10 protein-coding genes and 1 pseudogene are annotated in these 13,101 nt (G+C 72.2%); 6 read left to right on the forward strand and 5 right to left on the reverse strand.

Features of this window, described 5'->3' with window-relative positions; genetic code table 11:
• Nucleotides 1-3: 3 nt before the first annotated feature.
• From KGS77_RS01485 to KGS77_RS01505, 6 genes are all read left to right on the forward strand, one after another.
• On the forward strand, nucleotides 4-312 hold the full coding sequence (locus tag KGS77_RS01485; protein WP_242578306.1) for an acyl carrier protein: 309 nt from the start codon (nucleotides 4-6) through the stop codon (nucleotides 310-312).
• Nucleotides 309-1,223, forward strand: a complete 915-nt coding sequence (locus KGS77_RS01490; RefSeq protein WP_242578307.1) for a beta-ketoacyl-[acyl-carrier-protein] synthase family protein — start codon at nucleotides 309-311, stop codon at nucleotides 1,221-1,223. Before KGS77_RS01485 ends, KGS77_RS01490 begins: the two co-directional genes overlap by 4 nt.
• Nucleotides 1,193-1,333: a hypothetical protein gene (locus KGS77_RS34530; protein ID WP_277994173.1), complete on the forward strand. Its 141-nt coding sequence runs from the start codon at nucleotides 1,193-1,195 to the stop codon at nucleotides 1,331-1,333. Before KGS77_RS01490 ends, KGS77_RS34530 begins: the two co-directional genes overlap by 31 nt.
• Entirely contained in the window at nucleotides 1,330-1,587 is a 258-nt protein-coding gene (locus KGS77_RS01495; protein WP_277994174.1) for a hypothetical protein, read from the forward strand. The genes KGS77_RS34530 and KGS77_RS01495 overlap by 4 nt, the downstream gene beginning before the upstream one ends.
• A gap of 26 nt (nucleotides 1,588-1,613) precedes the next feature.
• Complete coding sequence (locus tag KGS77_RS01500; protein WP_242578308.1) at nucleotides 1,614-2,642, forward strand: SDR family oxidoreductase; 1,029 nt, start codon at nucleotides 1,614-1,616, stop codon at nucleotides 2,640-2,642.
• Between the two features lie 118 nt (nucleotides 2,643-2,760).
• Nucleotides 2,761-3,402: an NAD(P)H-dependent oxidoreductase gene (locus KGS77_RS01505; protein ID WP_242578309.1), complete on the forward strand. Its 642-nt coding sequence runs from the start codon at nucleotides 2,761-2,763 to the stop codon at nucleotides 3,400-3,402.
• An 89-nt stretch (nucleotides 3,403-3,491) separates the two neighbouring features.
• On the opposite strand, the gene KGS77_RS01510 is transcribed toward KGS77_RS01505, so the two are convergent.
• The 5 genes and pseudogenes from KGS77_RS01510 to dnaE all read right to left on the reverse strand — a co-directional run bounded on the left by KGS77_RS01510 (nucleotide 3,492) and on the right by dnaE (nucleotide 13,024).
• Nucleotides 3,492-4,538, reverse strand: a complete 1,047-nt coding sequence (locus tag KGS77_RS01510) for a thioesterase domain-containing protein (protein WP_242578310.1) — start codon at nucleotides 4,536-4,538, stop codon at nucleotides 3,492-3,494.
• Nucleotides 4,535-7,600: an amino acid adenylation domain-containing protein gene (locus KGS77_RS01515; RefSeq protein ID WP_242578311.1), complete on the reverse strand. Its 3,066-nt coding sequence runs from the start codon at nucleotides 7,598-7,600 to the stop codon at nucleotides 4,535-4,537. Before KGS77_RS01515 ends, KGS77_RS01510 begins: the two co-directional genes overlap by 4 nt.
• 327 nt (nucleotides 7,601-7,927) lie before the next feature.
• Nucleotides 7,928-8,917, reverse strand: coding sequence for an asparaginase (locus KGS77_RS01520; RefSeq protein ID WP_242578312.1), 990 nt, complete (start codon nucleotides 8,915-8,917; stop codon nucleotides 7,928-7,930).
• Between the two features lie 130 nt (nucleotides 8,918-9,047).
• Nucleotides 9,048-9,407: a DUF6300 family protein gene (locus KGS77_RS01525; RefSeq protein ID WP_242578313.1), complete on the reverse strand. Its 360-nt coding sequence runs from the start codon at nucleotides 9,405-9,407 to the stop codon at nucleotides 9,048-9,050.
• Nucleotides 9,404-13,024 (reverse strand): annotated as a pseudogene (gene dnaE, locus KGS77_RS01530) (DNA polymerase III subunit alpha). Before dnaE ends, KGS77_RS01525 begins: the two are co-directional and overlap by 4 nt.
• Nucleotides 13,025-13,101: the final 77 nt, after the last annotated feature.

Below are 13,101 nucleotides of genomic sequence, written 5' to 3' on the forward strand. Positions count from 1 at the left end.
GACATGAGCGACATCACCCAGACGGCAGACCCCCAGGACAGGACAGCGGTGACCGGCACCGCCGTACCGGACCGGGAACTGGCCGACATCGTGCGCGCCACCATCGCCGACGTCCTGGGCACCGAGACCGACGCCATCAAGGACAGCACCGACCTCCAGGCCGAGTACGGCATCGACAGCCTGGAACTGATGGCGGTGGGCGCCCAGTTGGAGCGCGCACTGGGCATACGCATCGAGACCGAGGACCTCTTCAAGGCCGAGACCGTCGGCCATGCCATCGCCCTGCTGGCCGCACGGAAGGCCGAATCATGAGCGTGTCCGTAGGAGATTCCCTGCGATATCCCGGGCGGGCCGGGCGGCCCCGGGTGGTGGTCACCGGCATCGGTGTGAAGTCACCGGCGGGCACCGGCCTGGAGGAGGCGTACACCACCATCATGGCCGGCAAGTCCACCGCCGCCGTGGTGGAGGAGCTGGTCGAGCAGGACGCACCGGTGCGCTTCGCCTGCCGGGTACCGGAGTTCGACGTGGAGCCGTACATCACCCGGCGTGAGCTGCGGCAGATCGACCGGCCCACCGAACTGGCGCTGTGCGCGGCGGTGGACGCGGTCCAGGACGCGGCGCTGCCGCCGGGCCTGGCGCCCGAGCGGGTCGGCGTCCACCTGGGGACCGGCATCGGCGGGCTGCCCAGCATGGAGGCCACTGCGCTCAATTACGGCCAGGCGCCCATGACCATGCCGGTGCACACCGTGCCCCGTACGATGGCCAACTCGGCCGCCGCGCGCATCGCGATGCGCTACGGCTTCCGCGGGTCGTGCAACACCTACGTCACCGCCTGCGCCAGCGGCACCACCGCGATCGGCGAGGCGGCCCGCCGCATCCAGTACGGCGAGCTGGACGCCGTGGTCACCGGCGGCTTCGACTCCGCCATCACCACCGTCATGCTCAGCGGCTTCGCCCGGATGCGGGCCCTGTCGGACCGCAACGACGATCCGGAGCGCGCCAGCCGGCCCTTCGACGCCGACCGCAACGGCTTCGTCATGGGCGAGGGCGCCACCGTCCTGGTCCTGGAGAGCCTGGAGGCGGCGCTGGCCCGCGGGGCGCGGATCTACGGAGAGATCGCCGGGTACGCCACGAACTCGGACGCGTTCCACATCGTCGCCCCCAGGCGGACGGCGCCTCGGCCGCGGCCTGCATGGCCCTGGCCGTCGCGGACGCCGGGCTGACCACCGCCGACATCGGGCACATCAACGCCCATGGCACCTCCACCCAGCTCAACGACAGCGCCGAGGCGGCGGCCATCCACCGCTTCTTCGAGGGCCAGGCGCCCCGGTGACCTCCGTCAAGGGCGTCACCGGCCACCTCATCGGCGGCTCGGGCGCGCTGGAGGCCGCCATCGCACTGCTGTGCGCCGAGCGGCTGACGGTGCCTCCGGTGGCCAACCTGGTCACCAATGCCGAGGCCGACCGGATCGACGTGGTGGCCGAGGTCCCGCGCACGGTGGCCAAGGCGCCGGTGCTCTCCAACTCCTTCGGCTTCGGCGGACAGAACGCCTGCCTGGTCCTCACTCCCGCGACCGACGCCAACTGAACTCCCCCTCACCGGAAATGGTTACCATGCGCATCCTCATCACCGGAGCGACCGGCGTCGTCGGCAGCGAAGTGGTCGACCGGCTGCTCACCGCACCCAACCCCCCGCTGCTCGCGCGCACCGCGCGCCGGGCCACCGACGACACCCTCGTGAGCTGGAACATCGGCCACGAACCGGCGCCCGCCGAACTGACCGGCCACTGGGACGCCATCATCCACACCGCCGCCTCCACCCGCTGGACCATGGCACGGGACGAGGCCACCGACGCCAACATCCGCACACTGCGCGCGGTGCTGGCGCTGGCCGGCCCGGACACCCACTTCGTCCATGTCTCCACCGCCTATGTGGGCGGCACGCGCAACCCCGAGGACCTGCGGGGTGCCGAGTTCGAGGGCTACCGCAACGGTTACGAGTGGTCCAAGGCGCAGTGCGAGAGCATCGTCACCGCCGAGCACCAGGGCCCGCTGACCGTGGTCCGGCCGCCGCTGATCATGGGCCGGCGGGCGGACGGCGCGATCACCCGCTTCTCCGGCCCCTACACCCTCTTCCCGGCGCTGGTCTCCGGGCTGGCCGCGGTGGTCGTCGGCGACCCGGACGGCTACGCGGAGATCAGTCCGGTCGACGAGGTGGCCGAGGTCATCGCCGCCGCCGCGCTCGGCACACCGCCCCCGACGCCCCGTACCGAGATCGTCACCGCGGGCCGGGCCAGCATGCGGCTGAGCACCCTGGTCGACATCACCTGCGAGACGATCAACGAGTTCCGGGCGGCCAACGGGGCCGAGCCGATCGCCGTACCCCCGATGGTCTCCACCGATAGCTGGAACCGGTTCTTCCTGCCGCTGGCCCGGCAGTGGCTCTCGCCGGTGCAGCAGCACGCCGTCAACCTGCTGGCGATGTTCCAGAGTTACACCAGCATGACGGAGCCGTTCGAGCCGACCCACCCGGTGCGGGACCCCGCCGAGGTGATGGCCACCTCCGTACGGCACTGGGCGCGCAGCAAGCCGCGCCAGGCCCTGGCCACGCCCAGCCCGTGGACGCTGGTCGCCGCCCGCTGAGGGCGGCGCGCAGGCCCCGGCCCGCCGCCCCGGCCCGCCCGCGGCCGACGCGTCACCGGCCGCTCCGCCACCGGCCGTCCCGTCACCATCGGCAGACCAGCAGAGAGGAACGCCGCCTGTGCGCGCGCTCGTGATAACCGGCAGCCCCCACCTGAAGTCCTCCACGGCCGCACTCGCCGCGGTCGCGGGCAGCGCGCTGACCGCGCTGGGCGCCACCGTACGCACCATGGAGCTGGGCGCGCCGCGCGGAACGGCCCGGCCCGCGGACGCCGGCGGTTCCGCTGATGTGGCCTTCCCCGCCGGGCACCCCGACGGCACCCGTGACACCGGTGCCCTACGGCACACCGTGGACGGCCAGGCGGCGCAGTTGCGCCTGGCCGTGGCGGACGCGGACGCGGTGGTGCTGGCCAGCCCCGTCCACCACGCCGGCTACTCCGGCCTGCTGAAGACCGCCCTGGACCAGCTCTCCGGGGACGCCTTCGAGGACAAGGCCGTCGGGCTGCTCGCCCACGGCAGCGGGCCGCGCACCGGCAACGTGGTCTGCGAGCAGTTGCGTACGGTCGCCAAGGCGCTCGGCGGCTGGGTGGTGCCGACCCAGGTCGCCGGCTGCCCGGAGGACTTCACCACCGGCCCGGACGCCATCCGTACGCCGTCCCCGGAGCTGCTGCTGCGCTGCCGGGCGCTCGCCGGGGAACTGCACCGCTGCGCCACCATGCTCGGCACACCGCTCAAGGCCGTACGGGAACGTGCGACGGCCTGAGAACGCGTGACCGCGTCCCGCCGCACGGGCCGTGCGGCGGGACGCGGTGCGCCGGGGACGTTTGTCGCGCCCGGTGTCCTGTAACCCCGTTACCCCGGTACGTGCGACGCGGGCGTGTGCTGTGCGGCGTCCGACGCGTCGAGGTGTGCGGCCAGCGTCCGGCCGATGTGGGCCAGCGGTCCGGCCTGTGTCATGGCCTGGTGGGTGCAGGCCACGTCGTGCGCGGTGATGCGGCCGGTGACCAGCGGGCGCCACGCGCGGGCGTCCGGCGCGTGCGCCGGCTTGCCCTGCGTGGCGTGGAAGAAGAGCAGATCACCGTCGAAGACGCCCTCGACGAAGGTGGGCAGGAGTTTGACGGAGTGGGCGAAGACCTCGGTGATCGCCGCGATCCGGTGCTCTTCGAGCCCGTGATGGTCCCGCTCGCCGCCGCCCCCGGACCCGGACCCCGTACCGGCCCCGGACCCGGACCCCGCGAGGATCGCCGTGACCTCGGCGACGGTCAGCGTACGGTCCGGATCGAGCCGTTCGGGGCCGTGCCCGGCCGCCTCCAGCAGCAGCGCGAGCACATCGTGCTCCCGCGGCACCGCTCCCGCCGGCCCGTGGGGGTCGATGGGCCGGGAGTCCAGCATGGCCAGCAGCGCCACCTGTTCGCCCTGCTGCCGCAGCCGTACGGCCACCGCATGGGACAGCGCCCCGCCCAGTGACCACCCCAGCAGGTGGTACGGCCCGGACGGCTGGACCCCGCGGATCTGCTCGACGTAGTCGCTGATCATCTCCTCGAACGTGGTCGGCAGGTCGCCCGGGCGCGCCAGGCCGCGCGCCTGGAGCCCGTACACCGGCCGGTCCGGGCCCAGGTGCCGGAGCAGCCCCGCGTAACACCAGCTCAGACCGCCGGCCGGGTGCAGGCAGAACAGCGGCGGCCGACTGCCCGTCGTACGCAGCGCGAGCAGCATCTCGAAGGTGTCCCGCGGCCGGCCGCCGGTGTCCAGCACGGGCGCCAGACCGGCGACCGTGGGGGCTTCGAAGAGGGTACGGATGGACAGCTCGGCGCCAAGGTCGGCGCGGATCCGGCTCAGGAGCCTGGCGGCCAGCAGGGAGTGCCCGCCCAGGGCGAAGAAGTCGTCGTCGATGCTCACCCGCCGCTCTCCGAGGACCTCCGCGAACAGCCCGCACAGGACGTCCTCGCGCCGGTTGCGGGCCGGCCGGCCGCCGGGGCCGGACGCGCCTCGGGGACCGGCAGGGCGGCGCGGTCCAGCTTGCCGTTGTGGGTCAGCGGCAGCGCGTCGAGCACGACGAACGCGGCGGGCACCATGTAGTCGGGCAGTTGGGCGGCGGCCCAGGCCCGTAGTCCGGCGGGCTCCAGAGGTCCACCGGCGGCCGGTGCGCCGCGCTGGGCGGGGACGACGTACGCCACCAGGCGCCGGTCCCCGGGCGCGTCCTCCCGTACGTCCACGGCCGCGCGGGCGACCCCGGAGTGCCGGGCGAGCGCCGTCTCGATCTCGCCCGGTTCGATCCGGAAGCCCCGCAGCTTGATCTGCTCGTCGGTGCGGCCGAGGTACTCCAGGACGCCCTGTCCGGTCCGGCGTGCCCGGTCGCCGGTGCGGTACATCCGGCTGCCCGGCGGGCCGAAGGGGTCGGCCAGGAACCGCTCGGCGGTCGTGCCGGGCCGGTTGAGGTAGCCGCGGGCGATCTGGCCGCCCGCCAGGTACAGCTCGCCGGGCACGGTGTCCGGCACCGGCTGCAGTGCGGCGTCCAGCACGTACGCCCGGACGTTGCGGCCGGGGCGGCCGATGACCGGACGGTCCTCGTCGTGGTCGGCGAGACGGCAGTACACGGCGTCGACCGTGCATTCGGTGGGGCCATAGTAGTTGTACGCGCTGACGCCGGGCAGCTCGCGCAGCGTCCGCCACAGTGCGGCGTCGACGGCCTCGCCGCCCACCATGAGGAGCCGCGGCCGGTGCTCGGGCCGGTCGAACAGCCCGGCGCCGATGAGCTGGTGGAGGTAGGAGGGGGTCACGTCCAGGAAGTCCACGCGCCGGCGCACGATGTGGTCGACGAGGGCGGGCGGGTCGAGCCGTACGGAGTCCTCGATCAGGTGGAGTTCATGGCCGGCCGCCAGGAAGAGCGGCCCCTCCCAGGCGGTGTCGAAGGAGAACGCGGCGGTCAGCCCGGCGCGCAGCCGGCCCGCCCCGGCACCGTCGGCATCGTCGGCCGCCCCGGCACCCTCGGCCGCCCCCGGGCTCTGGCGGCCGATCAGCTCGTCCCGGTGGTCGAAGAAGAGGTTGGTGAGGTGACGGTGCTCCACCACGACTCCCTTGGGCCGGCCCGTGGAACCCGAGGTGTAACTGACGTACGCCGGATGGGCCGGCCGCAGCGCAGCCGTGCGGTCCGCGTCGGTGGGGTCGGTGTCCGGCCGGCCCCCGAGATCGCGGACGGTCGCCGCGTCGTCCAGGGCCAGGACGGGGCTCCCGGGCGGCAGGGCCGGCGCGGTGGCGCGGGTGGTGACCACGCAGACCGGGCGGGTGTCGCCGAGCAGGAACCGGACGCGCCGCTCCGGATGGCTGAGGTCCACGGGCACGGACGCCGCACCGGACTTCAGGACCGCCAGCAGCGCGACCAGGTGGTCGGCCGAGCGGGGCAGCGCGAGCGCCACCACGGTCTCCGGCCCGGCGCCGCGCGCGATCAGCAGCCGCGCCAGCCGGTTGGCGCGGGCGTTCAGCTCGGCGTACGACAGTTGCACGGACCCGCAGACCAGGGCAGTCGCCGTGGGCGTACGGCGGGCCTGCTCCTGGAAGATCTCGTGCAGCGGCGTAGCGGGTACGGCCCGGTCCGTGGCGTTGCGGTCCGCCACCACCGAGCGGCGCTCCGCGTCCGGCAGCAGGCCGATCCGGCCGATGGGGCACTGCGGGTCGATGCCGGAGAGGGTCTCCAGCAGGGCCAGGAAGCGCCGGTGGTGGGCGGCGGTCGTGGCGGCGTCGTAGCGGGCCGGGTCGGCGTTGAAGTCGATGCGCAGCGATCCGTCACCGATCCGGTCGTAGACGTTGACCCCGAGGCCGGTGACCGGTCCGTTGGACAGGTTGTGCAGCGTGGCCGGGCACCTGCCGAAGGACACCTGCGGGTCGTAACCCATGATGTTGATGCCCCAGTCCTCCAGATGCCCGCCGGGCTGCACGATCCCCAGCTCCTGGACGAGGTACGGCGAGGGGTAGCGCTGGTGCCGGAGCAGGCCCCGGGCCTGGCCGGCGGTGTGGCGCACCAGGTCCTCCACGCTCGTCTGCGGCCCCGTGCGCACCCGCAGCGGCAGGACGTTGGCCAGCATGGAGGGAACGGTGCGGGCGACGGCTCCGGCGCGGCCGGTCACCGTCAGATCCAGCGTCACATCGGCGTTGCCGCTCATACGGTGCACATAGAGGGCCAGGGCCGCCATGGCCGCCGACGGCAGGCTCGACCTGGCCCGCCGGGCCAGGGCGCGCAGCCCGTCGGCGGTCTCGGCGGACACGTACCCGGTCTCGCGCAGGAAGGTGTGGGACATCGCCGTCATCCGGCCCGCCAGACCGGCCGCGGCGGGGTGGCCGGCCAGTTCCGCCGCCCAGTACGCGCGGTCACCGGCGAACCGTTCGGACGCCTGGTAGCCGGCCTCGTCGGCCAGCAGCTCCGCCAGCGACCCGAACGGGCTGGGCGGGACGTCCTGGCCGGCTTCCAGGGCGGTGTAGATCTCGGCGATCCGCTGGATGAACAGCGAGCAGCCGTAACCGTCCAGGATGATGTGGTGGAGGCTGAGGTAGAGGACGAGCCGGTCGGCGGCGAGCCGCAGCACCGCGAAGACGAACAGCGGCGACCGCCCGATGTGCAGCGGCCGGCCCAGGTCCGTCCGCATCCATTCCTGCGCCGCCTCCCAGGGGTCCGCGGCGTCCCGCAGGTCCACCACCTGGAGCGGCCAGTCCAGGGACCGGTCGGCCCGCTGCCACACACCGCCCTCCTCGTCGGCCTCGAAACGGACCCGTACCGTCTCGGTGTCCTCCACCGCGCGGCGCAGCGCGGCGCACAGCAGGTCCAGGTCGACCGGGCCCTGGATGTCCACGCACTCGGCGGCGCGGTAGAGCGGGTTGTCGGCGTCCAGCGCCTGGGTGAACCACATGCCCGTCTGCGCGGCGGTCAGCGGCAGACGGTGCCCGTGGTCGCCGGACGTGCTGTTCATCGTTGCCCTCTTCGGGGGAAGGTGCTGGTGCTCACCGGCGGCCGGGCCGCTGCGCCCAGCGCGCTCCTCGCCGCGCCGCGCCGCGTACCCTGCCGTCCCTGCCGCACTCGACTCACTCGCCATACAGGGCCAACGAGCGTTCCACGACGGGTGTATCGGCCGACCGGCAAAACTCTTCGCGCCGGTCTCCAATACCCGGCCCATTCCGGCATCTCGCCGGTGCGGGAGCCGCACGGGCCGAACTGATGTTTCACGGGAAACGGAAAGGCGCGAGAAGGCGGGCCTGTCGGAGAAGGCAGGCCGGCCGGAGAAGGAAGGCCGGCCGGATCAGCCGAGCCGGGCGAAGGCCGCGGCGATGTCCTCGCGCCCGGCCCCGTTCGCCAGCAGCGTCCGCAGCAGCACCTTGGCCTTGTACGGGTCGAGCAGCCCGCCGTTGATCAGCCCGCGCCGTTGCAGGTCGGTCTCGGAGCCCGCCGCGCCGTACGTGTTCCGCAGCACCGAGCCGCTGCCCGACCGCGACGTCAGCACGACGGGCATGCGTGCGGCCAGGTCACCGAGTGCCGGTACGAGCGTCGCGGGCACGTGACCGACGCCGAACCCGGCGAGGATCAGGCCGTCATGGTGTTCCGCGACCCCGTCGAGCAGCAGCCCGTCGTCGTCGAACGTCACGGTGTACAGCGCGACGCGGGCCGCGGACGGCTCGGCCGGGACGGGCAGCGGCTCCCGGCGCGGCGGGCTCGTCAGGAGGCGGACCCGGCCTTCGACGACATGGCCGAGCGGCCCGGCGTTCGGGGAGGCGATCGTCGCCGTACTGGTGCTGTGGGTCTTGCGTGCCCAGCGTGCGGCGTGGATCTCGTCGTTGAAGACGATCAGCGCACCGAGGTCCCGGGCGGCGGGGGAGGCGGCGACGCGGACGGCGGCGAGCAGGTTCGCCGGGCCGTCCGGACCGGCCAGCGTCGGGTTGCGCATCGCCCCGGTGAGCACGAACGGCTCCGCGTGCGGCCATACGAGGTCGACGAGGAACGCCGTCTCCTCCAGCGTGTCGGTCCCCTGGGTGACGACCACGCCGCGCGCTCCGGCGGCCACCGCCCGCGAGGCGTCCGCGACGAGATCGAGAACCTGACGGTAGGTCAGGTGGGCACTGGGTACGGCGTGGGTGTCCCGTACATCCAGCGGCGCCCCGGCATCGGCGAGCCCGGGGACGGCCGCGGTGAGTTCGGCACCGGTCAGCCGGGCCACCCCGTCACCGGCCCGCCGGTCCGGGGCGCGCCCGGCCATCGCGATGGTGCCTCCCAGAGTGAACAGTGCAACGCTCACGTGGTGCCTTCCCCTCGTTCCTGTGACCGGATGCCGACACATCGGCGCCCACACCGTACTGAGGTACGAAAGGCGAACGATCACCGGTCTCCCGCCCGCGTAGGGGGCGCGGACAGGCACCAGGGGCGCTTCAGAGGTCTCCGGCTCTCCACCGGGCTTCTTCGGCGTCCAGGGCGGCCGGGTCGGGCCCGCGGTGCCCGATACCGTCCAGCCATTCGTGGGCGAGCGCGTCCAGGGCCGTACGGTGTTCGGCATCGCGGTGACCGATCCGCCGAAGGAGCGTGAGCAGTTTCGTCGTGGCCGGATCGTTCGCTTCGCAGACGGGACAGAGGACGGTCTCTTTGAAGCCGGTGACGTCCGCTCCGTTCCGGTTGCGCCAGGAATGCGGGTAGCGAACGGTCAGGGCGTCCGGGCACCCGCAGCGTGCGCACGGCGGCAGTGCGGCGGCCCGTACGTCGACAGGGCGTACATGGCCGCTCGGCGATGTCATATGAGGCCCGCCCAGGCATCCGTACCGTATGTGCTTTTGATGTCGGAGGCGATGGTGGAGGCGTTCACAGTGGATCGCAGCGCGTAGACGGTGGTCCTCCGGGCGGCGCGCACGCTGAGGTGGACCGGGGTGTCACCGGGTGGGCGCTGAGGATCCGCTGGAGTTCGGCGATGGACCGTCGGGTGATGCGATGGGCGGGGAGGGCGAGACGCAGGGGAGGTCTGCCACCGTGTTCGGCCGCGGACACGTCCAGGGACCGCAGTTCACGGCCGTGGAGGTGCACGGTGCCGTCACGGTCCTCGATACGGCCCTTGACGGTGACGGCGGCGTCCTGGACCAACGCGTGCCGGACCAGCGCGTGGACGGCGGGGAAGAAGAGGACTTCCAGGCTCGCGTCGCGGTCGGCGAGGGTGATGACGCCCCAGGGGCTGCCCTTCTTGGTCACCTTGTGCTGGAGGTCGGCGATCAGCCCGCTCAGCCGTACGTCACCGCTGGTGCGGCCGGAGGTGAGGAGATCGGTGATGGAGCAGTCCCGGGCGGCGGCGAGGATGCGCTCCGCGCCGTCCAGCGGGTGGGCGGAGACGTAGAGGCCCAGCATCTCGCGCTCGGTGGACAGCAGTTGCCGGCGGGGCCATTCGGTGTCGTCCAGGGGGTGTCCAGGCCGAAGGCAGGTGGGGCGCCGTCCGCGGTGGCGAGGCCGGTGAAGAGGTCGTGCTGGCCGAAACCGGCGGCCTTCTTCACCGGGGTGATCATGTCGATGGCGGCCTCGTGGGCGGCGGCCAGGCCCTTGCGGGTGTGGCCCAGGGAGTCGAAGGCGCCCGCCTTGACCAGGGAGTCGACGGCCCGTTTGTTCAGGGCGGGCAGCCCGGCCTTGTGCAGGAAGTCGGCGAAGGAGGTGAACGGCCCCTTGCGGCGGCGGGCGTCGATGACGGCCTCGATGACACTGTCGCCGACGTTGCGTACGGAGCGCAGTCCGAACCGTACGTCGTCGCCGACGGCGGTGAACTCGGCGGCCGACTCGTTGATGTCGGGTGGCAGCACGCGGACTTTGTTGCGGCGGGCGTCGGCCAGGTAGAGGGCGGCCTTGTCCTTGTCGTCGCCGACCGAGGTGAGCAGGGCGGCCATGAATTCGGCCGGGTGGTTCGCCTTGAGGTAGGCGGTCCAGTACGAGACGAGGCCGTAACCGGCGGTGTGCGACTTGTTGAACGCGTACCCGGAGAACGGCAGCATCACGTCCCACAGGGCTTTGACCGCTTCGTCGGAGTAGCCGTTGGCCCGCATACCGGCGTGGAACTTCTCCCACTCGGCGGCCAGCACCTCCGGCTTCTTCTTGCCCATCGCGCGGCGCAGCATGTCGGCGCCGCCCAGGGTGTAGCCGGCCAGTTCGCGGGCGATGGCCATGATCTGCTCCTGGTAGACGAGCAGATGGTGGGTGGGGCCGAGGATCGGTTCCAGGGCCTGTTCGAGCTCCGGGTGGATCGGGGTGGGGTCCTGTTTGCCGTTCTGGCGCAGGGCGTAGTTGGTGTGGGCGTTGGCGGCCATCGGGCCGGGCCGGTAAAGGGCGTTGGCCGCGGCGATGTCCTCGAACCGGGTGGGTTCCATCAGTTTGAGCAGGGCGCGCATGCCGGCACTGTCGAGCTGGAAGACACCGAGCGTGTTGCCCTCGGCCAGCAGCCGGTAGGTCCTGGCGTCATCGAGCGGGATGACGAGGGGTGCCGTGTCATCCATGGCGCCCGTGCCATGCGTAGCGTCCGTGGTGGGTGCCACGGTGGCCAGGCGGATGCCGCGGTTGACGCGGATGTTCTCCAAGGCGTGGTCGATGACGCCCAGGTTGCGCAGCCCGAGGAAGTCCATCTTGACCAGCCCCATCGCCTCGCACGACGGGTAGTCGAATCCGGTGATCTTCGCCCCGTCGGCGGCCCGCATGTGCAGGGGGATGCGGTCGGTGAGCTTCGTCTTGGAAAGGATCACCGCGGCGGCGTGCACTCCGGTACCGCGGGTGAGGCCCTCCACCCGCGGGCGGTGTCGATCACCCGCTGCACGTCCGGTTCGCTCTGGTACATCTGCCGGATCTCGCCGGCCTCCGCGTACCGGGGGTGGGACGGGTCGAAGATCGCGGCCAGCGGGGCGGGCCTGCCGTTCTGGTCGGGCGGCAGCGCCTTGGTGATCCGCTCGCCGTGCGCGTACGGGTAGCCCAGGATGCGCGAGGAGTCCTTGATCGCGTTCTTGGCCTTGATCTTGCCGAAGGTGTTCACCAGGGCCGTGTATTCCTCCCCGTACTTGTCGATGACGTAGTGGACCATGTGTTCGCGCCGGCGGTCGTCGAAGTCGAGGTCGATGTCCGGCGGGTTGATGCGTTCGGGGTTGAGGAACCGTTCGAAGAGCAGGCCGTGTTCCAGCGGGCACAGTTCGGTGATGCGGGTGGCGTAGGCGACGATGGACCCGGTGGCCGAGCCGCGCCCGGGACCGAGGGGGATCCCATGGGCGCGGGCGAAGCGGCAGATGTCGGCGACGACCAGGAAATAGGAGGAGAAGCCCATCGGGCCGATGACCGCCATCTCGGTCTCGAAGCGGTCCAGGACGTGCTGAGGGACCGGCTCGCCGTAGCGGGCCGCCAGGCCCTTGATGACCTCCTTGCGCAGCCAGGACTCCTGGGTCTCGCCGTCGGGCACGTCCGGGTACCGCGGCATCTCGTCGGCATGGTCGAAGACTTCGTCGTAGGACTCGACCCGCTCGGCGATCAGCAGGGTGTTGTCGCACGCCTGCGGGATGTCGGCGAAGAGGCGGCGCATCTGCGCGGGCGTCTTGAGGTGGTAGCCGGAGCCGTTGAAGCGGAAGCGGCCCGGGGCGTCCTTGTTCTTGCCGACGCCGATGCACAGCAGGTTGTCGTGCGCGTCGGCGTGTTCTTCCAGGACGTAGTGCGCGTCGTTGGTGGCCAGCAGCGGAATGTCCAGTTCGCGGGCCAGCCGCAGCAGCCCGTCGCGGACGTCCCGTTCGATGGCCAGACCGTGGTCCATCAGCTCCAGGAAATAGTTCTCCCGGCCGAAAATGTCCTGGTAGGCCGCGGCGGCGGCCTTGGCCTGGGCGTACTGGTCCAGCCGCAGCCGGGTCTGGATCTCCCCGGAGGGGCAGCCGGTGGTGGCGATGATGCCGTCCGGCCGCTCGGCGATCAGCTCGCGGTCCATCCGTGGCTTGCCTGCCGGGAACTGCCCCTGGTAGCTGGCCTGCGTGCTGAGCCAGAACAGGTTCCGCAGGCCCTGCGCGGTCCGCGCCCACATGGTCTGGTGCGTGAAACGGCCGCCGCCGGAGACGTCCTTGGAGCCCTCCCCGTCATCGCCCACGGCGCGGCGCCCGCCCGGCCCCCAGAACTCCCGCTTCCGGGCGAACCGGGACGAGGGCGCCACGTACGCCTCGATCCCGATGACCGGCTTGACGCCCTGGAAGTCCTTGGCGACCTGGGCGAACTCGTAGGCTCCGAACATGTTCCCGTGGTCGCTCATGGCGATCGCGGGCATCTGCTGCCGCGCCACCTCATGGAACATCGGCCTCAGTTTCTGGGCGCCGTCCAGCATCGAGTACTCGGTGTGGTTGTGCAGGTGGACGAAGGAATCGGGCACGCGCGTGTCACCTCCGATGACAGATGAACAGGCCCCATCCGGCCGACGGCACGGCGATGGCGGCCTCACCGGGAACC

Origin of the sequence: Streptomyces sp. MST-110588 (assembly GCF_022695595.1) — a bacterium.
Lineage (GTDB): Bacteria > Actinomycetota > Actinomycetes > Streptomycetales > Streptomycetaceae > Streptomyces.

What these genes read in the sequence shown, in the direction of transcription:
- KGS77_RS01485 (WP_242578306.1), top strand. Translation starts at nt 4, where the DNA reads ATGAGCGACATCACCCAGACGGCAGACCCCCAGGACAGGACAGCGGTG.
- KGS77_RS01490 (WP_242578307.1), top strand. Translation starts at nt 309, where the DNA reads ATGAGCGTGTCCGTAGGAGATTCCCTGCGATATCCCGGGCGGGCCGGG.
- KGS77_RS34530 (WP_277994173.1), top strand. Translation starts at nt 1,193, where the DNA reads ATGGCCCTGGCCGTCGCGGACGCCGGGCTGACCACCGCCGACATCGGG.
- KGS77_RS01500 (WP_242578308.1), top strand. Translation starts at nt 1,614, where the DNA reads ATGCGCATCCTCATCACCGGAGCGACCGGCGTCGTCGGCAGCGAAGTG.
- KGS77_RS01515 (WP_242578311.1), bottom strand. Translation starts at nt 7,600, where the DNA reads ATGAACAGCACGTCCGGCGACCACGGGCACCGTCTGCCGCTGACCGCC.
- KGS77_RS01525 (WP_242578313.1), bottom strand. Translation starts at nt 9,407, where the DNA reads ATGACATCGCCGAGCGGCCATGTACGCCCTGTCGACGTACGGGCCGCC.